We start from the raw sequence: 22,020 nt of genomic DNA on the forward strand, positions 1-22,020 counted from the left end.
CTTAAAGGGTTGCCACGTGCTGTTGATAGCGTTCGTAAGCCAGTTGATAGGCGCCGACATTGGCCGCCACCGGCAGGGTACGGCTGGCCGGGTCGACGCTCACGCATTTGTCGCACAGGCTGGCCAGGGACTCTCCGGACTGGCTCCACGCCGCCTGGATCGCCGCGCCCAGGGCGGCGGCTTCGCTTTGTTCGGTGCAGATCACTTCGGTGTTCATGATATCGGCGACCATCTGCCGCCACACCGGGCTTTTCGAGCCGCCGCCGATCAGGCGGATGCTCTGGCTTTGCAGGCCGGTGTGGCGTAGCAGATCGAGGCCGTAGCGCAGGCCGAAGGTGGTGCCTTCGACCACCGCGCGGCACAGGTTGGCACGGGTCAGGTTGGTCATGGTCAGCCCATGCAGGCTGCCGGTGGCGTGGGGCAGGGCGGGTACGCGTTCGCCATTGAGGAACGGCAGCATGCTGACGCCATCGGCGCCAATCGGGGCTTGCTCGACCAGTGCGTTGAAGGCGTTGAGGTCCAGCTCGAACAACTCGCGAATCACCCCGGTAGCGTTGGTCAGGTTCATGGTGCAGATCAACGGCAGCCAGCCGCCGCTGGACGAGCAGAAGGTTGCGACCGACGCCTGCGGGCTGACATTGGGCTGGTCGGCGAAGGCATACACGGTGCCGGACGAGCCCAGGCTCATGGTGATCACGCCGGGGGCGATATTGCCCGTGCCGATGGCACCCATCATGTTGTCGCCGCCGCCGCTGGACACCCTGGCATTGGGGTTGATGCCCAGGCGTTCGGCGATGGCCGGCAGGATCGTGCCTACGCTTTGATCGGCTTCGATCAATGTCGGCAGCGCAGCTTCGAGACGGCCGCTGGGGTCGATGTGCTTGAGCAGCGCCATATCCCAGGCGCGGGTGCGCACGTTGAAGTAACCGGTGCCCGAGGCATCGCCGTATTCCGCGACCGCGCGGCCGGTGAGCCAGTAGTTGAGGTAGTCGTGGGGCAGCAGCACATGGGCGATGCGCGCGAACACATCCGGGTGCTGCTCGCGGGTCCACAGCAGTTTCGACACGGTGTAGCCCGGCGCAATCGCCACGCCCAGGCGTTCCAGCGAGCCGCCTTCGCCGCCCAGGTAGGCCAGCAGGCGCTCGTTCTCCAGCGCGGTTTCGGTGTCGCACCACAGCTTGGCCGGGCGCAGCACCTGGCCGCTGTCATCCAGCAACACCAGGCCGTGCTGCTGGCCGGACACGCCGATGCCGAGGATGTCCTGGCCGTCCACGCCGGCCTGTTGCAAGGCGCGGTGGGTGGCTTCGGTAAAGGCGTCCAGCCATTCCTGGGTGTGCTGCTCGCGACGGCCATTGGCGCCGCTGATCAGGGTGTGCGCGGCGGCGCCCAGGCCCAGTACCTTGCCGCTGGACGCGTCGAGGACGATGGCCTTGGTGCCTTGGGTGCCGCAGTCGATGCCGAGGAACAGGTTTTGCTGGGTCATGAGGGTGTGCTCAGCGGTGTTATTTTTTTGGATTGGCAACCCGGTCCAGTGTGGGAGGGGGCTTGCTGTGGTGAGTGGGGCTTGTCCCCCGACGGGTTCACCACAGATTTGTGGGCTGCTTCGCAGCCTGGCGCGGGGCAAGCCCGCTCACCACAGCAAGCCCGCACCACAGCAAGCCCCCTCCCACATTTAAACCGGTTTCTTCAGGAGGTGCTTCAGGGTAGTGGTGACGCCGTTATCACGCAGGCTCCCATAGCACCGCTCGAACGCTGCCACAAACTCAGGCGAGTTGGGAATAGCCGTACCGAAAATCTCTTCCACTGCCAGCAACCGCTGGCTGATCAGTGCATCGTCACTCACCAGCCCCTGGCAGAACTCGGCGCGCGGATCGGGGATTGTGTAGCTCACGCCATTCTCATCCACACCCTTCAAATACAAGGCCCAGGCCGCGACGACCAGTGCTGCACGCTCGGTCTCACGGCCGTCGGCAATCAGGCGGTTGATGGTCGGCACGGTGAACTTGGGAAACTTCGACGAGCCATCCGAACACACCCGTTCCAACTGGTCGGCAATCGCCTGGTTGGAGAAGCGGTCCACCAGGGTCTGCTTGTAGTCGGTCAGGTCGATGCCCGGTACCGGCGCGAGGTTTGGCGTGACGTCGAGGTCCATGTAGGCGCGCATGTAGGCCACGAACAGCGGGTCGTTCATGGCCTCGTGCACAAACCGATAGCCCTTGAGAAAACCCAGGTAGGTCAGGGCCAGGTGGCTGCCGTTGAGCAAGCCGATCTTCATCTCTTCATAGGGTGTCACATCGTCGGTGAACTGCACGCCAACCTTTTCCCACGCCGGGCGGCCGTTGACGAATTTGTCTTCCAGTACCCACTGCACAAAGGGTTCGCAAACAACTGGCCAGGCATCGTCGATGCCGTGTTCATCGTGCAGTTGCAGGCGGTGGGCGGTGCTGGTCATCGGCGTGATGCGGTCGACCATGGCGTTCGGGAAGCTCACATGGGCCTTGATCCAGTCATGCAGCTCGGCATTGTGCAGGGCGGCGAACGCCAACAGTGCCTTGCGCGTGACAGCGCCATTGTGGGGCAGGTTATCGCAGGACATCACGGTAAACGCCGGGATGCCGGCCGCGCGGCGCTGGGTCAATGCCGCGCAGATAAAGCCGAACACGGTTTTTGGCGACGACGGATGAGCCAGGTCGTGCTGGATCTGCGGCAAGTGGGCCATAAACTCACCGTTGCTGTCGTCGATGCAGTAGCCGCCTTCGGTGATGGTCAGCGAGACGATGCGAATCTCGGGGCTGGCCAGTTTATCGATCAATGCCTGGGCGCTGTCTTCGGCCAGCAGCATGTCGCTGATCGAGCCGATCACGCGCACTTCGGTGTCGTCGGTGTCGCCCAGTTCGTACAGGGTGAACAGGTAGTCCTGGCCGGCCAGGTCATCGCGGGCCTTGCGGTCCTCGCTGCGCAGGCCAACGCCGCAGATGCTCCAGTCCAGGCCCTCGCCGGTATTCATCAGCGCATCGGTGTAATACGCCTGGTGCGCGCGATGGAAGCCGCCGACGCCGATATGGGCGATACCCTGGGAGGTACTCGCAATGGCGTAGGCCGGCAGTTTGACTTCCGGCGCCAGCTGGGTGAGGTTCTGTTTATTCAGTTTCATCACAAATCTCGCAAATCAGGCGGCGGCGCGCAGTGGGCGGGCCACGGCGACACCGTCGGTGTCGAACAGATGGCAGTGTGCCGGGTCCAGGTGCAGGTGCAGCGTTTCGCCGTATTGGCTGGCCATGTCGCCGCGAATCCGCATGGTCAGCGGCTCGCCATTCGAGGTGATGACGTGGCAGAAGGTGTCGCTGCCCAGGCGCTCGCCGACGTCGGCCGTCACCGTCAGGGTGGTTTGCCCAGGCGACGCAATTTCCAGGTGCTCCGGACGAATGCCCAGGGTCACCGCGCTGCCCACGCTCAGGCTGGCGCCGCTCAGCGGCAGGCTGATCAGAGTGCCGGCGTCCAGCTGCACCTCACAGCCTTGGCCGTCGACGCGGGTGACCTTGCCCTTGAGGAAGCCCATTTTCGGCGTGCCGAGAAAACCCGCCACAAACAGGTTGGCCGGCTGGTGGTACAGCTCCAGCGGCGAGCCGACCTGCTCGATACGCCCGCTGTTCAACACGACCACCTTGTCGGCCAGGGTCATGGCTTCAACCTGGTCATGGGTCACGTAGATCATGGTCGCTTGCAGCTCTTTGTGCAGGCGCGCCAGTTCCAGGCGCATCTGCACGCGCAGGGCGGCGTCGAGGTTGGACAACGGCTCGTCGAACAGGAAGATCTTCGGGTTGCGCACAATCGCCCGGCCGATCGCCACACGCTGGCGCTGGCCACCGGAGAGTTGCTTGGGCTTGCGCTCCAGCAGCGGGCCCAGTTCGAGGATGCGCGCCGCTTCGTTGACCTTGCTCTCCACCAGCTGCTTGTCGACGCCGGCCAGGTCCAGGGCAAATGACATGTTCTTGCGCACGCTCATGTGCGGGTACAGGGCATAGGTCTGGAACACCATCGCCAGGTCGCGCTTGGCCGGGGTGACTTCGGTGATGTCGCGGCCATCCAGTTCGATGGTGCCTTCGCTCACTTCTTCGAGGCCGGCGATCAGGCGCAGCAGGGTGGATTTACCGCAGCCCGAGGGGCCGACGAAGACCACGAATTCCTTGTCGTTCACTTCCAGGTCGATGCCCTTGATGATCGAGAAACCTTCGAAGCCTTTTTGCAGATTCTTGATTTTCAGGTTGGCCATGGGATGGGCCTCCTTTTTGAATTTTTATAGGAAACCGTTATTTCACGGCGCCGAAGGACAAACCGCGCACCAGCTGTTTCTGGCTGATCCAGCCAAAGATCAGGATCGGCGCGCAGGCCAGGGTCGAGACGGCAGACAATTTGGCCCAGAACAAGCCTTCGGGGCTGGAGTAGGAAGCGATCAGTGCGGTCAACGGCGCTGCGTTGGACGAGGTCAGGTTCAACGACCAGAAGGCTTCGTTCCAGCACAGGATCAGCGACAGCAGCACCGTGGAGGCCAGGCCGCCCTTGGCGATCGGCAGCAGCACCCGGACCATTTCCTGCCACAGCGTGGCGCCGTCCAGGCGCGCGGCTTCGAGGATGTCCTTGGGGATGTCCTTGAAGTAGGTGTAAACCATCCAGACCACGATCGGCAGGTTGATCAGGGTGTAGATGATGATCAGCGCGATGCGCGTATCCAGCAGGCCAAAGCTCTTGGCCAGCAGGTAGATCGGCATCAGCACGCCCACCGGTGGCAGCATCTTGGTGGAGAGCATCCACAGCAGCGTGCTCTTGGTGCGTTTGGTTTCGTAGAACGCCATGGAGTAGGCGGCCGGCACCGAAATCAGCAGGCACAGGGCGGTGGCGCTGAATGAAATCAGCACCGAATTCCAGGCATAGCTGAAGTAGTTGCTGCGCTCGTTGATGTGCAGGTAGTTCTCCAGGGTCGGCGTGAAGATGAACTGCGGCGGCGTGGCGAACGCGTCGATTTCGGTCTTGAAGCTGGTCAGCACCATCCAGAAGATCGGGAAGAAAATCAGGATCGCGATGGCCCAGGCCAGGGTGCCGAGCAACAGGCTTTGCAGGCGGCGGGATTGTTGAAGCGTCATGGCGCGGCCCTCAAGGCTTGTCAGTCAGGTTTTTGCCGATCATCCGCACCAGGATGATCGCCGCGATATTGGCGATGACCACGGCGATCAAGCCGCCGGCCGAGGCCATGCCCACGTCGAACTGCACCAATGCCTGGTTGTAGATCAGGTAGGCGAGGTTGGTCGAGGCGTAGCCGGGGCCACCGTTGGTGGTGGTGAAGATTTCGGCGAACACCGAGAGCAGGAAGATCGTTTCGATCATCACCACCACGGCAATCGGGCGGGCCAGGTGGGGCAGGGTCAGGTGCCAGAAAATCGCGATGGCACCGGCACCGTCCAGGCGCGCGGCTTCCTTTTGTTCCTGGTCGAGGGACTGCATGGCGGTCATCAGCAGCAGGATCGCGAACGGCAGCCATTGCCACGACACAATGATGATGATCGACAGCAACGGATAGTGCGCCAGCCAGTCCACGGGCTCGGCGCCGAAGAACTTCCACACGGCCGCGAGAATCCCCGACACCGGGTGGAAAATCAGGTTCTTCCAGATCAGCGCACCGACGGTGGGCATGATGAAGAACGGCGAAATCAACAGCACCCGGACGATGCCACGCCCGAGGAACTCACTGGCCTCCAGCAGCGCACTGATCAACACGCCGAACACCACGCTGATCAGCAGCACGCTGCCCACCAGCAACAACGTATTGGTGGCGCCGGGCAGGAAACCCGAGTCAGTGATGAAGTAGGTGAAGTTCTCCAGCCCCACGAATTGGTTCTCGCCGGGGTAGAGCAGGTTGTAGCGAATCAGCGAAAAGTACAGGGTCATGCCCAGCGGCACGATCATCCACAGCAGCAGCAGGGCGACCGAGGGCGTGACGAGGAACCAGCCGGGGTTGGCCAGGCGGTTTTTGGCGGATGTATTCATGATAGTCAAGGCCAGTCAGGTACAGGTGCGTAAAACCCCTGTAGGAGCGAGCTTGCTCGCGAAGGTATTTCAGGCGCCTTGCGGCGTCGGATGTACCTTTTTCGCGAGCAAGCTCGCTCCTACAGGATCGGGGGGTTACTTGGGGTAACCCGCCCGCTTCATTTCACGCTCGGTGGTGGTCTGCGCGGCGGTCAGTGCAGCATCGACCGTTTGCTGGCCGGTCAGCGCGCCGGAGAAGAACTTGCCGACCTGGGTCCCAATCGCCTGGAACTCAGGAATGGTCACCAGCTGGATACCGATATACGGCACCGGCTTGAGGGTCGGTTTGGTCGGGTCGGCGACTTTCAGCGATTCCAGGGTCACCTTGGCGAACGGCGCGGCCTTCATGTACTCGTCGCTGTAGGTCGACTTGCGGGTACCTGGCGGCACGTTGGCAACGCCGTCGGTCTTGGCGACCAAGGCACCGTATTCCTTGGAGGTGGCCCAACTGGTGAACACCTTGGCGGCATCCTTGGCCTTGGAGCTGGTCGGGATCGCCAGGCTCCAGGAGTACAGCCACGACGTGCCCTTGTCGGTTTTTTCGTGGGGGGCAAAGGTGAAGCCCACATGGTCGGCCACTTTGCTTTGGGTCTTGTCGGTGACGAACGAGCCGGCGACGCTGGCATCGACCCAGATCGCGCACTTGCCGCTGTTGAACAGCGCCAGGTTTTCGTTGAAACCGTTGCTGGAAGCACCCGGCGGGCCGGATTTCTTCATGTTGTCGACGTAGAAGTTCAGCGCGTCCTTCCATTCGGGGCCGTTGAATTCAGGCTGCCACTTCTCATCGAACCAGCGCGCACCGTAGCCGTTGGCCAGGGTGGTGATCAGCGCCATGTTCTCGCCCCAACCGGCTTTGCCGCGCAGGCACAGGCCGTATTGCTCTTTGCTCTTGTCGGTGAGTTTGGCCGCGAATTCGCCGATCTGGCTCCAGGTCGGGTGCTCGGGCATGCTCAGCCCGGCGTCCTTGAACAGGTCGGTGCGGTAGTAGGTGATTGAGCTTTCCGCATAGAACGGCAGGGCGTACAGCGAACCCTTGACCGACAAACCGTCACGCACGGAAGGGAATACGTCGTCGAGGTCGTAGGACGCCGGCAGGTCCTTCATCGGTTCGAGCCAACCCTTGGCGCCCCAGAGTGCGGCTTCGTACATGCCGATGGTCAACACATCGAACTGCCCGCCCTGGGTGGCGATGTCAGTGGTCAGGCGTTGGCGCAGCACGTTTTCTTCCAGCACCACCCAGTTCAGCTTGATCTCCGGATGCTCGGCCTCGAAGGTTTTCGAGAGCTTCTGCATGCGGATCATGTCGCTGTTGTTGACGGTGGCAATGGTCAGGGTTTGCGCGCCAAGGCTGACGGCGCTGAGGGTCATACAGGTACAGGCAAGCAGAGCTTTTGCTGTGAACTTCATCGCGCACTCCATTTCCGCGCCCAGGGGCTACGGAAGGACAGTTATTGTTGTTGTGTCTTCCTACGGGGAGTCAGGAAGAGTGTGCGTTGATTACAGCCTTCAAACGGGGTTGTGACAAATCCTTGGGAGCACTTGGACTGATACTTTTTTGCACTCGTTAGGTAAACAGCTGAAACCATCAAGCGTGGTGTGTCGCGTATTCACGCGGCAGCAGCGAGGGGGCACCGTTGCATTGGCTTCCCTCGCTTCTTTCATCATGCTAATGGTTCAGCGGTCAAAGCGTGACGGATTCCTTGGGTGCTTTGGCGGGGCCGAAACGTACAGGTCGATAATCGACTGGAAGCGTGACATATACCGGTTTTTTCGTTGTTCCCATATTGGCCTCGACAAGAGTGCCCACGTCCTTTCTAACGGTAAAGACTCTGAATTTATTATGATAGATTTTATTCAGGTCATTTTCCGCGATCCACTCGATGTCTTCTTGCTTGAATTTCGGGTACTTTGTCCTGGCGCGCTTTAATAGCAGTTGATATTGCTCATTCAGATCTGTACCCGCCATCCATTCGGTCGTTACCGGACCTTCAAATCCCTTTACGGGGACGCCCGTTAGCTTATTCAACTCGTTAGCGAACGAACGAGTGCCGCCACTTGCGGAGAAGCAGGTCAATGTCCGGACATTGGCGTAGTCACGAATGTCTACGCCTCGATCCAGCAGCTTTTGATTAACCTCTGCGGCCGAATAGCGTGCGTCATTGTCACCGACGATTTTTATCGGATCGCCTGGGTTTTCTGGCTCAGGGGCGTGTCCGATAATATTGAGCCGGGGCTTTCCATCATAAGTATCGACAAATGTCTGGATTTCGCCATCAAGTGGCCTGACCGTTTCCATCGGGCCTCCCAGCCTGATTCGGCCATACAGGGCGTCGGTGACGGCTTGCGTTGTGTCAAGGCTGATTGGCCGGGTCAGGTCTCTAACCCGGGCAATATCAAATCTGCGCTGTGCCATCGCATTGATATCAAAGACACCGACGTTATATTTTGGTCCCGTGAATGCGTTGCCAAAATGGTTGAGTCCTTTGCCGACTTTGCCACTGTTCAGTGTTTTTTCCAGCCCGGCTTTCATTGATGTTTCTGAATTGAATGTCGCCAAACCATAGTTGGGATCGTAATAAAACCAGCTTTTTTTGCTGGCGTCGGCGGGGTCGACCCTAACCCCCGCGAGCATGCCATGATCTTTCGCGCCGATCAGCAAGGTCTTCGAAGTCTCGGCGTTACCCAGTGTTGTGCCAATATCCTTGTAGGGCGTGAGGACGCCTGAGGTCCCGGTTTGAAAGGTGCTTTGTCTGTCTACGTTAGCTTGCAACGCTGACAGCTCTGAGATGAATTTTGAACCGCCAGCGGACTTCGGGTTGGCCATGGCCATATGCACGTTATCGATCAACGTGTTTTCGGTGCCCTCCGAGAGCGCGAGCGCCATCGTATTGGACAGGGCAGCACATTCACCGTCTGAGCCTGGTTGTGTCAGGGCAAGATAATAGCCTTGGGACATTCCACGACTGGTTCCGCCCGCACCCTCTACTTCTCGATTGAACGTCTCAATGTTGATGCGGGAATCGGCAATGATGAGTCTTTCCCGTTGCCGAACCAGGCTTCCCACTTGTTCGGCGCTTAGCGGGGTGTCTGCAATCAGTTGTCTGATTCGGTCTTTGCCCATGTCGCTGCGGTAGCCCGGTATAGTTTCCGGTTTCAAGCTGTTGTAGCCGGCTTTAAAGGCTTGCTCATCTCTTAGCTGCGAGTTCACGACGTTCATCTCGAATCTGGCGGGCATGTCCGGATCGGGTTCGGCATTGGAAAAAAAGTCAAACAGGCCATTGACGTTGCGTTGGTTACTTTCGGGCACGAACCCTTTTAGCGCAGGCCCATCAGCCGCCATTGTCTTGGGGTTATAGGCATACCACTCGCCGTCCTGGAAAATGGCCGTGAATTTGACAAGTGCAGAGGTATCGCCGTTTCTCACCGTGCCATCAACCATGTCCGCAGTCGGGACAAACGCCTCTCCAATTGGCTTTGTATATTGGCCGCCCTGCATTCGGCTCACTGAGCTGAACGCCTTCTCGGCGCCGGTGGTAGTCAGGTCTTGGAGCACAATGCTTTCTGTTTCCTCGATCCCAAACCTTTCGACGAATTTCGCCGAGGCCTTGGCCGCCGCCCAGGCCGCGCCGGATTTGGCCACATTGCAGAGTTTGCCGACGCCCTCGGTAAATACGTAGATCGCGATATCAACGCCCAGGTCTTTTACCGCCTTAGCATATTCACCGTGGTAGATGTCCACGAGGCTCGAGCCTCCCGGTAAGAAGCGCAAACCTTTTTGGAAGTAGTCACTGAGCTCCAAACCGTTTTCAACAGCGTTGTTCAGCCCACGTTGCGTAGCGAGTGCAGCCGCCTTGTTCAAGTACACACTGTCAACCAGCACCTCGGCGAGGTGCTGTATTCTTGTTCCGTCATAGCTGGAAAGGTCAGTTTTGTCGTTCTCCGCATATAAGGGCCGCCTGCCGTGTGCAAAGTGATCCGGGTCGACGAGGTTGTTTTGATCAAGGCGTGTTATGAGGACCTTGGATTTGATATCCGGTTTTGGCTGGGCGTTGGTTTTAAACGCGGCTGTGTCGACGGTTTCTTCGGTGGTTTGGCGGTAAGGTGCTCTCTGTTCGATATTGGGGACCGGCACTATTTTTCCATAGGCTGGATAGATCGCGAACGTTCTGGACTGGTCCTTATGGGTGAACTGCATCAGGATGCCACTACCGGTGCCTTTCACTTGCAGGATTGTCGCAGAGCCATTGTTGACGATGTCTCGGTCCGCCAGCGGTAGCTGGCTGAACATGTTTTTGAACAGGGAAATGGTGTGGGTCCTGCGTAGGGCGAAGTCTTCTTCAAATGCCTGATTGAATTTCGCGTTGATGTCAGGCAACTCGGAGGCGCGCGCGCGAAGTGCATCGAAGTCGGGCCCCCTCGTTGACTCCCAGCGCCAACTTTCACCCAGGCGGCCAGCTTCATAGACGTCGACAATACTTGCCCGAGTATTGGAAAACATTCCAAACGGGCCAACCATTTCAGTGAGGTACGGACGCTCATAGTGGGTATCGGTACCCCATTTTTCCCTCAGCTCTGACAGGGCCATTTCCCTTCTGCTTGGTGGGTTGAAATTACTCAAGTAGTGCCTGGCACTGGAGATGTCATCATTTTGTTTTTTGAGCTTCTCCTGGCTGCTGGCGAGCTGTTCAAGGGTGTATTCGTCCTTGTCATTTCTCACGATATGGCCATTCACGATGGCCCAATCCAACACCGGGTTCATCTGGGCGACAGAGTGCAGTTGGGATTCACGTTCGGAAATGGGGCTGATCCGGTGAAGGTTCATGACTTGCCCGAAGGTCATACCCGAGGCGGCACCGGGAGCATTCAGTTCGATCCGATTGACGGCGGTCATAAAGCTGACCCAATCGGTCGAGCCCAGCGTCACGGTCGATGGCACATCGTTAACCAGCAGATGGGGCGCAGCGCCCGTCATCAACAGGTGCGCGGCTACTGGCGCAAGGTTTGCCGGAATTTTTCGATTTGTGGTCAAGTGGTTGTTGAACAGCTCACGAATCTTGTCCGTGCCCAACCCCCAATTATCCTTATGCATCAGATCAAAGCCTGCGAGGCTATTGCGTGAGGTGCCGGCCTCGGGATCAAGCTCCAGTACCAAAGCGGTCAGCAGCCACTGCTTGAGACTGGTCGAAGTGACTGCACCTTTCATCTCGGTTTGCAGATTCGTGGCCAGTTCCAGGGCGCTGTCACTGGACAGCAGTTGGTCCAGTGCTTGTGCAGGGCTGCTGCTGAGCTTGGGCACTTGGGCACTCAGGTGGCTCAGGAGGTTGGGATGGGGGCTGATGGCTTGTTTTACGAAGGTACTCACGGCCTCGCGTTGGGCCTTGCTCAGCGGGAGGGCCGAGGCCAGAAACCCATAGTTATTACCCAGTGTCGGCGCTTGCGGCAGGGGAGTCTGCAGAGCCTGTAACAGGTTGTCGACCCGCGCTGCCGACTTCGCCTCGTACCAGCCCTGATCCGTGAGGAATTTCTGCACGGTCGTCACGCCTTTAGGGCGGTGGGATGAGCCCGGATCGACAATGAAACGGGTGGTGTCGTCGTTGTCGATATTGCCGTGCTTGAGCTGACTGATCAGTGCATAGCGATCATTGCTATCCCCCAATGCGGTTTTTTGCTGGTTCAGCCAATTCACCATTTGTTCCGGGTGGTCCGGGTTCCTTGGGAACTTCTTCATGCTTTCCAGCTGCGTCATGCTGCGTTCGAATGCCTGGCTGCGGGGGTGCGTAGTGATGCCATAAAAACGGCCTACCCATTCCAGCGGTGCGTTAGTGGTGCTGGCGTCAGACAGCGTGATCGGCCTTCCAGGCGTCGCAAATACCCTGGCGGCGTTGAGCACCGGCGCCAGCACGTCGAAATGCTCGGGGTAGTTTTTCGCAAAATCGGCGGCGCTGAAGCGCTGGTCAACGCCGTTGACTTTGCCGATCAGCGCCTCGCGATTGGGGTCAAAGCGCAAGGAGGTCAAATCAACCTTGTGTTTCTCCGCCCACTCGATGAAACCGCGCGCCTTGATGGCTTTGTCCAGGTAGCTGCGCCATTGGCCGAACAGGCTGGCGGCCGGGATCGGTCCGATCATCTTCATCGAGGCTTGGGTCGGGTTGTTTTTCACCTCGCGCATTGCGCGATGAGTAGCGGCGGCCAGTGCGCTTTCGGCGCTGGCCAGGGCGTCTTGCGGGGACCGTGCGCCGCCCACTGTCGCGCTGGAGCTGGGCTCGACAGCCGCCGCCAGGGTTTCAAGTTTAGAGAGGGGCGCGGGCGCGTCGGCACGCTGTTGCCTGATGGTGTATTGGCGCTCACGTACACCTTTAGAGAAGTTGTCGCCCGTGCTGGGGTCAATGAGTGCCTTGAAGCCATTGTTACGGGTCATCTCGGTACTTCGATCAAGCAGCGATATCAGCGCGCGTTGACGCCAGTCGGCTTGTTGGCCGTTTTGTTGGCGAGGGATCTCTTCGTTGTAAAACCTCATGACCTCATACAGCGATGCAGAGGGTGGGGAGGGGTATCGAACAGGTAGCTCCACTCCAGCCGCCATCTGCCGGACTGCATCTGCAATTTCTGCCCAGACAACACCCCAGCCCGAAAGATCGTTCGGGACAAAGGGGGTATCCTTTCCATTTACCTTGCCTGTCAGCTCACCGGTGACGGGGTGGATACGAACGCTGCCGGGCTCAACGTTGTGCTCTTGTGCAAAGGTTGTAAAGGCACTGCCGGTCAGCGCATCCAGAAGGTTTTTGCGCACCTGGTTGAAGGTCGAATACTCCGGAATCTCTTTGAGCACCGGCGGGAATGCTTCGCCTTCGACTCGGGCTTGAGGGGCGAGCCTCATCACGGCCTGGCTGCACTGCTGCGCCAGGGTTCGATCGGCGTCCTGGACCTTTCGTGCCGTAGTTGAAGATGTGAACCTATCAAGGCGTTGCGTCAACTGATCCGGCGGTAAATTCATAAGCCGCTGACTGGCTTCGTTTTGTCGCTGTTTGACCGGGGCGTAAACGGTCGCGTAGTGCGGATCGGTGCTGCTGAAGGCGTGGAAGGTAGCCTCGCGCAGCAATTGTCCGATGCTGAACAGCGTGTCGTCGCTGCGTATGCCGCCCAGTTGCAGGCCGTAAAACGAGGCTATGTTGTAAGCCGATGCGTGTTCCCTATCGCGAAACATGACAACGCCTTGTTTCCCCGCAAAGACTTTTCTGGCTGCGCTCATCACTTGGGTCGACGCCGCTGCCCAGTCCGCGTCCCGATGCAGGTAGAGGTTGACCGGCACGTTGTCGCGCATTTCGGTCAGTTGTCCACTGGAGTCGATCATCAATCCGCGAACATCGATCTTCCTGGCCTCGGCAAACGATTTAAAGGGTTCCGAGTGCAGCGCCTCGGCAAGTTCGGCCCAGGCTTGGCCGAAGGTTGAGTCGGCCGGGATGATCACCTTGTCCTCGGCATCGCTGGAGTGACCTTTCTCGACGGCAAGCCGTTGGCGCATCAAGCTATTGGCCACACCTATGGCCAACTGCCGGTCACCGCTGTCGATCAAGGCATCGGTGAATTGGCGAACCGCCGCATTGCGCGTAGCGGAAGCCGGTTCAGGGGCTTGCAGATCTCGGCGTAAGCGCAACGGGGCAGGGCGAGTGTTCGAAGTGTGGGAGGCCGAACTGTCGAGTATTTCCTGAAGAAGTTGAGCGTAGGTTTTTTGCGCGTCGAGGGCGCTTGGCTGGTTCAGGTGTTGCTCCACCTGATTGCGCAGCGCTGTGTCCGTCAGTGGCTCATGACTGCTTTTAATCAACTGGCTGATGCGCTCGGCTACGCTGGGGTATTCCTTTGTCACGGCGAATCTGAGCAATTGCTCGATACGTTTGCGGGCTGACGCCAGTCCATCACTCGATTGCGCGGACGCGGGGAACGTTTGAATATCCTGGAGGCGTTTATGAAAAAACTCGATGACTTTAGAGCTTACTGAGCCTATGGGGGGCGTGGACCGATTCATCTCGCTTGAAATCGTGGTGCTGACAGTGTGTGGCGGATTAAAGCTGATCATGGGACTGCCCCTTTACCGGCGTATTTATAAGAATGGCCTCTCGACAGATACAGAGAGGTACTTCAATACGTGGCCAAGGGACTGATGGGCGTTCCTGTGCAGGGCTGTGAGAACGTTGAGTGATTGTAAGTCTTTGCCTGGATTGGTCAGCGCAGGTTTTGTTGCGTGAAACGCTGCGCTGCCAAACGCCAGGCGTACGAGGGGGTCCTATCCCTGCGCGGCCAACCCGCCGATATACCCATGAGAATAGGGGGTCTTCGGTTTTACGATAAGCTTCTCCAACCATGTTGGGTCCAGCGGGTCAATGGATTTGCCTCCCTCCAAAATCTTCAGGTTTTCACGACTCCAGCGCTTCATGACTTCGCTCAATTTCTGTGTGTACTGGCTGGCTGGGCAGACGATATCTGCCCATGCATCGACAATCCAGGCATCCGCCCAAGCAGGTTCCGAGAAGTCTACTGTGCCTTGGGGGAGCGTGGAGGGACCTCCGACGACGGTGAACGCATGCGCATCTGAAGCTTTCCATTCGTAAGCGCTGCCACCGCTTTTTTCAATGATGTCCTTGGACAGCAAGGCCATTTCTCCACAGTTGCCAGCGCCGGCTTTCAAGATCAGGCTCGGGCGATTCAAGGCATGTTCCGGCACGGTTCTGCGTAACCATTCATTGGTCATGTTTGCCGCCTCTGCGCGTGCCTTGTCCGCTGTTGAGCGGATGATATTGCCGGGCCCCAGCCCGGTTGCCTTCATGGCGCGATCCACGCTGTTTTTTGCCTGGACTGCATAGAACTCGTTTTTTCGTCCTTGTGTCCAACCGGCGAAATCGCGGGGTGGGTTGACCCTGGCAACTTGGTTCGGCCGCAACGCTATATCCGGTTTGCCTATCGCCCTGGTCCGCTGCAACTGATAGATCACTTCGCGCTGTTGTTCGTGAGTAAGGCCTTTACACGATGCTTTTAGTTGATCGATGTCTTCTTTCAGGAAACCGGAACGCTCCAGCTCTTTAAAGGCTGAATCCAGTTTGGGCAACGCAATGAAGTTGGCATCAAAGGGCGCCTCATTGACAGCTTGACGAATACCGAACGCGCTTCGGTAACCTTCTACCAGCGGAAAATCCTGGGGCGTGCATTTATTGAACGTCAGCTCGCCGGTGGAGGCGTCATTCAGCTTGGTGTAATAAAACTCTGCGGTATCAGCCTCTATCACCAGGTATTTGGTTTTACTTGCGCCCCTCTCCACAATCACGCCTCGAAGTTCACGCTTGTCATTGCAGTCATCGCTGATTTTGTTGAGCTTGACCACCCGGGTTTCCTTCGCAAACGAATCACTGGCGTGTGCGCCGGAAAAACCAAAATTGGGATCGTGTTTCAGGCTGCCGCTGATCTGCGATTTGTAGACGATGGGTTTGTTCTGAGGCATCGGGACCAGTTGGGGGCCCATATCGCCATCGACCACCTTGTATCGACGTCGCTCGAAAATGACAACTTGGTCCCTTCTCAAAAAACCTGGCGTCGAGGGGAACAGGCGCTGGTGTTCAAGGGCTTGAAGATCCCGGCGCGATGTTTCGGCGACGATCTCTATTTCCTTGGAAAAGCACGTATCACTGGCCCCGCGCCTGACCCGGCCCAGTGCAACCGGAGGGGCTGGACAGGTCGCTTCAAAACCCTCCAGGGGCTTAAAGTGATCGGCTGACTCCAGATCGCTCAGCACGCCAGGGGTGCGGGTGTCGTAACGGTAAACCTTGCCCTCATTGACCAGATCAAAGCCATGGCTACGGGGCAGGGTATAGGCGTCGGCCGCCAGTGGTTTTTCCGTGACCAGTGCTTGAGTACCGTCCGAAAAGGTCTCTTGTCTCACGACTGAAGACGTATCAGAGACGAACCCTTCCAGGGCTGGCCCGTAAGCTGTCATGGTCTTGGCGTCGTAGGCGTACCATTCTCCATCTTGCCGCACCGCGGTGAGCCTGATCTGCTGCGCACTGCCGGATTGAATAAGCGCACCGTCGGCCCTGTCGGTCGCCATGTTCCATTCACCGTCCGTCTGTTCCACCAGAGGGCTGCCCTGCATACGGCTGACTGCGCCGGACGACTTCGCAGTATTGGCGGCAGTCACGTCTGTAACCGCCATTGAGGCGACGGCTCTTTCGGCTGCAGATTCAACGGCAGTTTCTCCAAACTTGACGGCTGCACGTTCGAAGGCCTCCGCGGCGACTGACCAAACCTTTCCTAATGCACCAGGGACGACAATGCTCAGCGCATCAAATAAGAGGTCCCGGCCGGCCTCGGCGTAGTTGCCTTCGTAAAGGTCTTCGACGCTGCTGACGCCAGGGATCATGCGCGCCAGGGAATTGAGCCGTTCAAGAAACGTGGGGCCTTCTGTTTCCAGAGGGTTATGACCATGATTGATCGCCTTGTACTCGTCTTTGCGCAGGAAGTGTGAATCGACGCAGATGGTGGCGATTTTCTCGAGTTGCTCATTGAAGAACGCGGGCGCCGCGTTTGAGCGGGTGTCGCCGAATGTGGCCCGACCGTCATTTACCAGCTCCCCATTCACCAGCGTGCTCGGTGTGACGCGGTCGACGATGACCTTGGAGATCATTCCGTCTCGTGGCGCCGCCGCCGAATCGAAGGCGGCGAAGTCCAATGGCAATTCATGGGGGCCTTCATCGGCGCCGTCATAAATCTTGCCGAAATGCTTGTTCGTACCGCCTATGGGCATGGGGTTCGGCAGTTTCGACATTGTTTTTACCGTGCCCGCATCGGGGAAGACGGCTACATCGGTGATGTTCCCGTTGTGTCCGGTCGCACGAATCAGTAGGCCATGGCTGCCTTTTTTACCGGTTTTGGCGCTGAGGTTTTGCCATATGCTGGTGTCTGATTCGCGAACGCTGTAGTACTCAATCCTGCCGTTGGCCAGATGGTTGCGGACTTCGGCCGGGAGCCTGGACAGCAGGTCCTTGATAATCACGATCGAGTGCGCGCGCCGAGGGACGAAATCGCTTTCGATCGCTGCGTCGTACTGTGTATTGACGTCGGGCAATTGGTTCGCCTGATCATGCATTGCCTGGATAGGGATACGCGCATCCCTGGCTTCCCAGGCAGGAGTGGTCGAGCCACTTGTCAAACTATCGATCAGGTTTGTTGGCTTGTACGTATCCCCCAATTGTCCGGCTTCATAGGCTTCGACCACGCTCGCCAGGGTGCCGTATAACTGATCGCTCTCTCTCCAGAGGCTGCGTTGTTCATAGGGGATTCCCTTACCAAATTTTTGCTCGAGGTTCTCAAGTGCCAGGGCTCGTCGTGTGGGCTCAGGGTTATCCTTGATATAGCGTTTGGCCTGCGCCACAGCAGTGGTTTGTTCACCCAGTGCCTTGATACACGCTTGCAACAGCTCTGGCGTGTACTCGTCATTTGAATTCCTGCCGATGATGTCATTGATGATCCCCCAATCAATCAGAGGGTTCATTTGCGCTCTGAGCAATTGCAGCTGTTCATGGGAGGAGAGAGGCTTGACCTTGTGGTAATCCATCACTTGCTTGAAGTTCATGTGCCGCGTGGCGCCGGGCGCTATTTGTTCGATCCGGTTTACAGCCGTATGAAACATCGCCCATTGGGGTGTGCCCTGAACAAGAGACGGGGGCAGATCGTTAACCAGAAACTGCGGTGCGGCACCTGACATCAGCAAATGCGCCGCAATCATTGCCTTCTGAGACGGCACGTCGCCGGTGCCGGGCTGATCAAGGTGGAGTGCAAAGCCTTGGCGTATTTCATGCGCAGGCCTGCCCCAGTTTTGCGCCTGCATGAAGTCATAACCCGCCACACGATTGCGCTGCGTGCCGGCCGCGGGATCAAGCTCCAGTACCCACGCGGTCAGTAGCCACTGCTTGAGACTGGTTGAAGTGACTGCACCCTTCATCTCGGTTTGCAGATTCGTGGCCAGTTCCAGGGCGCTGTCGCTGGACAGCAGTTGTTCCAGCGCGCGTGCAGGGCTGCTGCTGAGCTGAGGGGTTTGCGCACTCAGGTAGCTGAAGAGGTTGGGATGGGGGACGATGGATTGTTTCACGAACCTACTCACGGCTTCGCGTTGGGCCGTGCTCAGCGGGAGGTCCGTGGCCAGAAAACCCCAGTTGTTGCCCAATGTCGGAGCTTGCGGCGTAGGTGTCTGCAGTGCCAGTAACAGGTTATTGACCTGCGCTGCCGACGTGGCTCCAAACCAGCCCTGATCCGCGAGGAATTTCTGCACGGTCGTCTCGCCTTTAGGCCGATGGGACGAAGCCGGGTCGACAATGAAGCGCGTGGTGTCGTCGTTAGAAAGGTTGCCCTGCTTGAGCTGATTGATCAGTGCATACCGATCGTTGCTGTCACCCAATGCGGTTTTTTGCTGGTTCAGCCAATTCACCATTTGTTCCGGGTGGTCGGGACTCCTTGGGAACATCTTCATACTGTCCAGCTGCGTCATGCTGGTGTCGAATGCCTGGCTGCCGGGCTGCGTAGTGATGCCATAAAAGCGGCCTACCCAGTCCAGCGGCACGGTGTTGCTGCTGGCTTGAGACAGTGTGAACGGCCTTCCAGGCGTCGCAAATACCCTGGCGGCGCTGAGCACCGGCGCCAGCACGTCGAAATGCTCGGGGTGGTTTTTCGCAAAGTCGGCGGCGCCAAAGCGCCGGTCAACGCCGTCGATTTTGCCGATCAGCGCCTCGCCATCGGGGTCAAAGCGCAGAGAGGTCAAATCAACCTTGTGTTTCTCGGCCCACTCGGTGAAACCACGCGCCTTGATGGCTTTGTCCAGGTAGCTGCGCCATTGGCCGAGCAGGCTGTCAGCCGGGATCGGTCCGATCATCCTCGTCGAGGCTTGGGCGGGATTGTTTTTCAGCCCGTGCATTGCGCGATACGTGGCGGTGGCCAGTGCGCTTTCGGCGCTGGCCAGGGCGTCTTGCGGGGACGGTGCGCTCTCCACCGTCGCGCTGAGACCCGACTTCACAGCGGCCGCCAGGGTTTCAAGTTCAGAGCCGGTAGTGGGCGTGTCGGCAAGCTGTTGGGTGATGGCGTATTGGCGCTCACGTACAGCCGTATACCAGGTGCTGTCCGCGTGGGGGTCTGTGAATGCCTTGAAACCGTTGTTACCGGTCATCTCGATACTTCGATCGAGAAGCGAGACCAGGGCGGGTAGGCCGTTTTGTTGACGAGGTATCTCTTCCTTGTAAAACCACATGACCTCATACAGTGATGCAGAGGGTGGGGAGGGGTATCGAACGGGGCGTTCCGCTCCGGCCGCCATCTGCCGGATTGCATCGGCTATTTCTGCCCAGACGCCACCCCAGCCCGAAAGATCGTTCGGGACAAAGAGGGTGTCCCTGCCATTCACCTTGCCTGTCAGCTCACCGGTGACGGGGTGGATACGCACGCTGCCGGCCTCAACGTTTTTTTCTTGTGCAAAGGTGGTAAAGGCACTGCCGGTCAGCGCATCCAGGAGGTTTTTGCGCACCTGGTAGAAGGTCGAATACTCCGGAACCTCTTTGAGCACCGGCGGGAAATCGTCGCCTTCGATTCGCAATTGAGGTGTGAGTTTCAGCATGGCCTGGCTGCACTGTTGTGCCAGGGCCCGATCGGCTTCCTGGACCTTTTGCTCCACGCTTGAGGGTGTGAACTGCTCGAGGCGCAGTTTCAATTGATCCGGCGGTAAATCCATGATTCGTTGGCTGGCTTCTCGCTGTCGCTGTTTGACCGGCGCGTAAACCGTGGCGTAGTTCGGATCGGTAGTGTTGAACGCGTGGAAGTTGCCCTCGCTCAGCAGTTGTCCGATGGCAAGCAAGGTGTGGTCGCTTTCGATTTGACCCAGTTGCAGGCCGTAGAAAGCGGCGACGTTGAAGGCCGAAGCTTGATTGCGCCCATGGAAATCAACGGCCAGCGAGGTGTTCCCGGCGATCCTTTTGACTGCGGCCAATACCGCCCCTGACGCGGCTGCCCAGCGGGCGTCGTTACCCAGGGAGAAGTCGGCAGGCGGCTCCTTGCCTGTTTCGATCAGGCGGCCTTCGGGAGTCATGGTCAGTTGGGAGAGATCGAGCTTCCTGGCCTCGGCAAACGATTTGAACGGTTCCGAGTGCAGCGCTTCAGCCAGTTCCGCCCAGGCGTGGCCGAAGGTGGAGTCGGCCGGGATGGTCACCTTGTCCTCGGCATCGCCGGAGTGACCTTTCTCGACGGCAAGCCGTTGGCGCATCAAGCTATTGGCGACGCCTATGGCCAATTGTCGGTCACCGTTTTCAACCAAGGCTTCGGCGAACTGGCGAACGGGTGCAATGCGTGGGGCGGAGGTTGATGAAGTATCACGGCGCTTTCGGCTCAGGCGCGGCGGGGCAGGGTAAGTGTTTGGTGCACTGGGCGAGGCGCCATCCAGTATCTCCTGAATAAGCTGGGCATAGGTTTTTTGCGGATTGATTGTGCTGGGCTGGTTGAGTCGCTGTCCCACCTCATTGTGCAGCGCTACGTCCGCCAGCGGTTCACGTGTGTTCTTGATCAACTGGCTGATTTGTTCGTCCAGGCTGGGCTGTTCTTTGGTGACCGCAAACCTGAGCAACTGCTCGATGCGCGTGCGGTCTGGCAAGGGTATATCACTCGCTTGGGCGCTCGCCCGCATGGGTTGAGCGTCGTTCAAGCGTTTAAGAAACAGCTCGATGACTTGGGGTGTCACTGACCCGGCAGGTTTTGTGGGCAGATTCAGTTCCTTTGGAATGAAGAAACCTGGCGTGTGCGACGGCCGAACATTGATCATGGAACTACCCTATGCCTGCGTAGATTGAGTTCCCCTCTTGCTGGTTAAACGAGAGAGGCACTTCGCTAAGTGGCCTGGGGCTTGTTCCACGTTCCTGTTTGGGGTGGGAATTGCCGACACGCTTTGTAAGCACCTGTTTAGGTGCTGGGTCAGGCCAGGTTTTGTTCCGTCAGACGCTGAACTGCCAAACGGCGGTAGTGAGAGGGGGTCATCCCCTTGAGCTGCTGAAAGCGCCGGTTGAAGTTGGAAATATTGTTGAAACCCGACTCGAAACACACATCCGTCACGGCCTTGTCGCCATCGGCCAGAAGCTCGCAGGACTTGCTGATGCGCAGCCGATTTACAAACTCGATAAACGTGCGCCCGGTCGCCTGCTTGAACACCCGGGAAAAGTACGTCGGCTTCATCCCCAGGTGTTCCGCCACTTCCTCCAGGGGCAACTCGCGCGCGTAGTGGGCGAAAATGTAGTCCACCGCGCGGTTGGTGCGGTCGATACTATGTTCATCCGCCAGTTGCGGCGTGGTCACGCCGGACAGCAACTGGTAGTCCTCACAGCTACTCAACACTTCCAGCAGGATAAAGAAGTGCCCCAGGCGCGCCATGCCCCGGGCGTCTTCGATACGCTGCATCAGGGTCATGGCCTGGGCGATGGTTTTCTTGCAGCGAAACTCAATGCCGGACTGCGCGCGTTCCAGCATGGGCGTCAAGGTCTTGAGCTCGGCAAAAATATGGCTGCCCTGCTCGAACAGCTCATCGGTGAAGTTCACCAGCATGTCGCGCTTGGGCACCACTTCGTCTTCCTCCACCTGGCTGATCCAGTTGTGGGGCAGGTTGGGCCCCGTGAGGAACAGGCTCTCCGGATAGAAGTTGCCGATATAGTCGCCAATAAACACCTTGCCGGAACTGGCGACGATCAGGTGAAGCTCGTATTCCTTGTGGAAATGCCAGCGCACCAGCGGGCAGGGGAAACCATGCTGGCGATAGATGATGGACAGGCCGTTGTGATCGTCCATCAGCTCGTAGGAAGGGTCGGTGATTCGCGTTGCTCGGGTCATGCTGCCGTCGCTTTATTGTGGTTGCTGCTTGGGATAATGCCCCCT

Annotated in this window: 9 protein-coding genes; all 9 read right to left on the reverse strand. The window is 58.5% G+C overall.

Annotation, left to right across the window (positions count from 1 at the left end; genetic code table 11):
- Window position 1 precedes the first annotated feature (1 nt).
- Window positions 2-1,483 carry a xylulokinase gene (xylB, locus tag PspCFBP13509_RS17985; RefSeq protein WP_065927854.1) on the reverse strand — a complete coding sequence of 494 codons (1,482 nt, stop codon included), beginning with the start codon at window positions 1,481-1,483 and terminating at the stop codon, window positions 2-4.
- Window positions 1,484-1,672: 189 nt separating this feature from the next.
- Window positions 1,673-3,154, reverse strand: coding sequence for a mannitol dehydrogenase family protein (locus tag PspCFBP13509_RS17990; protein ID WP_137212438.1), 1,482 nt, complete (start codon window positions 3,152-3,154; stop codon window positions 1,673-1,675).
- A gap of 15 nt (window positions 3,155-3,169) precedes the next feature.
- Entirely contained in the window at window positions 3,170-4,273 is a 1,104-nt protein-coding gene (locus PspCFBP13509_RS17995) for an ABC transporter ATP-binding protein (RefSeq protein WP_065927852.1), read from the reverse strand.
- A gap of 37 nt (window positions 4,274-4,310) precedes the next feature.
- Window positions 4,311-5,141, reverse strand: coding sequence for a carbohydrate ABC transporter permease (locus tag PspCFBP13509_RS18000; RefSeq protein WP_027606403.1), 831 nt, complete (start codon window positions 5,139-5,141; stop codon window positions 4,311-4,313).
- A 10-nt stretch (window positions 5,142-5,151) separates the two neighbouring features.
- Window positions 5,152-6,042 carry a carbohydrate ABC transporter permease gene (locus PspCFBP13509_RS18005; RefSeq protein ID WP_051429369.1) on the reverse strand — a complete coding sequence of 297 codons (891 nt, stop codon included), beginning with the start codon at window positions 6,040-6,042 and terminating at the stop codon, window positions 5,152-5,154.
- Window positions 6,043-6,177: 135 nt separating this feature from the next.
- Complete coding sequence (locus PspCFBP13509_RS18010) at window positions 6,178-7,488, reverse strand: ABC transporter substrate-binding protein (protein ID WP_027606401.1); 1,311 nt, start codon at window positions 7,486-7,488, stop codon at window positions 6,178-6,180.
- A 274-nt stretch (window positions 7,489-7,762) separates the two neighbouring features.
- Window positions 7,763-14,155 carry a hypothetical protein gene (locus PspCFBP13509_RS18015; protein ID WP_137212439.1) on the reverse strand — a complete coding sequence of 2,131 codons (6,393 nt, stop codon included), beginning with the start codon at window positions 14,153-14,155 and terminating at the stop codon, window positions 7,763-7,765.
- A gap of 207 nt (window positions 14,156-14,362) precedes the next feature.
- Window positions 14,363-20,920: a hypothetical protein gene (locus PspCFBP13509_RS18020; protein ID WP_137212440.1), complete on the reverse strand. Its 6,558-nt coding sequence runs from the start codon at window positions 20,918-20,920 to the stop codon at window positions 14,363-14,365.
- 149 nt (window positions 20,921-21,069) lie between these two features.
- The gene (locus tag PspCFBP13509_RS18025; RefSeq protein ID WP_027606399.1) at window positions 21,070-21,975 is read right to left on the reverse strand and encodes an AraC family transcriptional regulator; all 906 of its coding nucleotides are present in this window, start codon (window positions 21,973-21,975) and stop codon (window positions 21,070-21,072) included.
- Window positions 21,976-22,020: the final 45 nt, after the last annotated feature.

Source organism: Pseudomonas sp. CFBP13509 (assembly GCF_005233485.1).
Lineage (GTDB): Bacteria > Pseudomonadota > Gammaproteobacteria > Pseudomonadales > Pseudomonadaceae > Aquipseudomonas > Aquipseudomonas marginalis.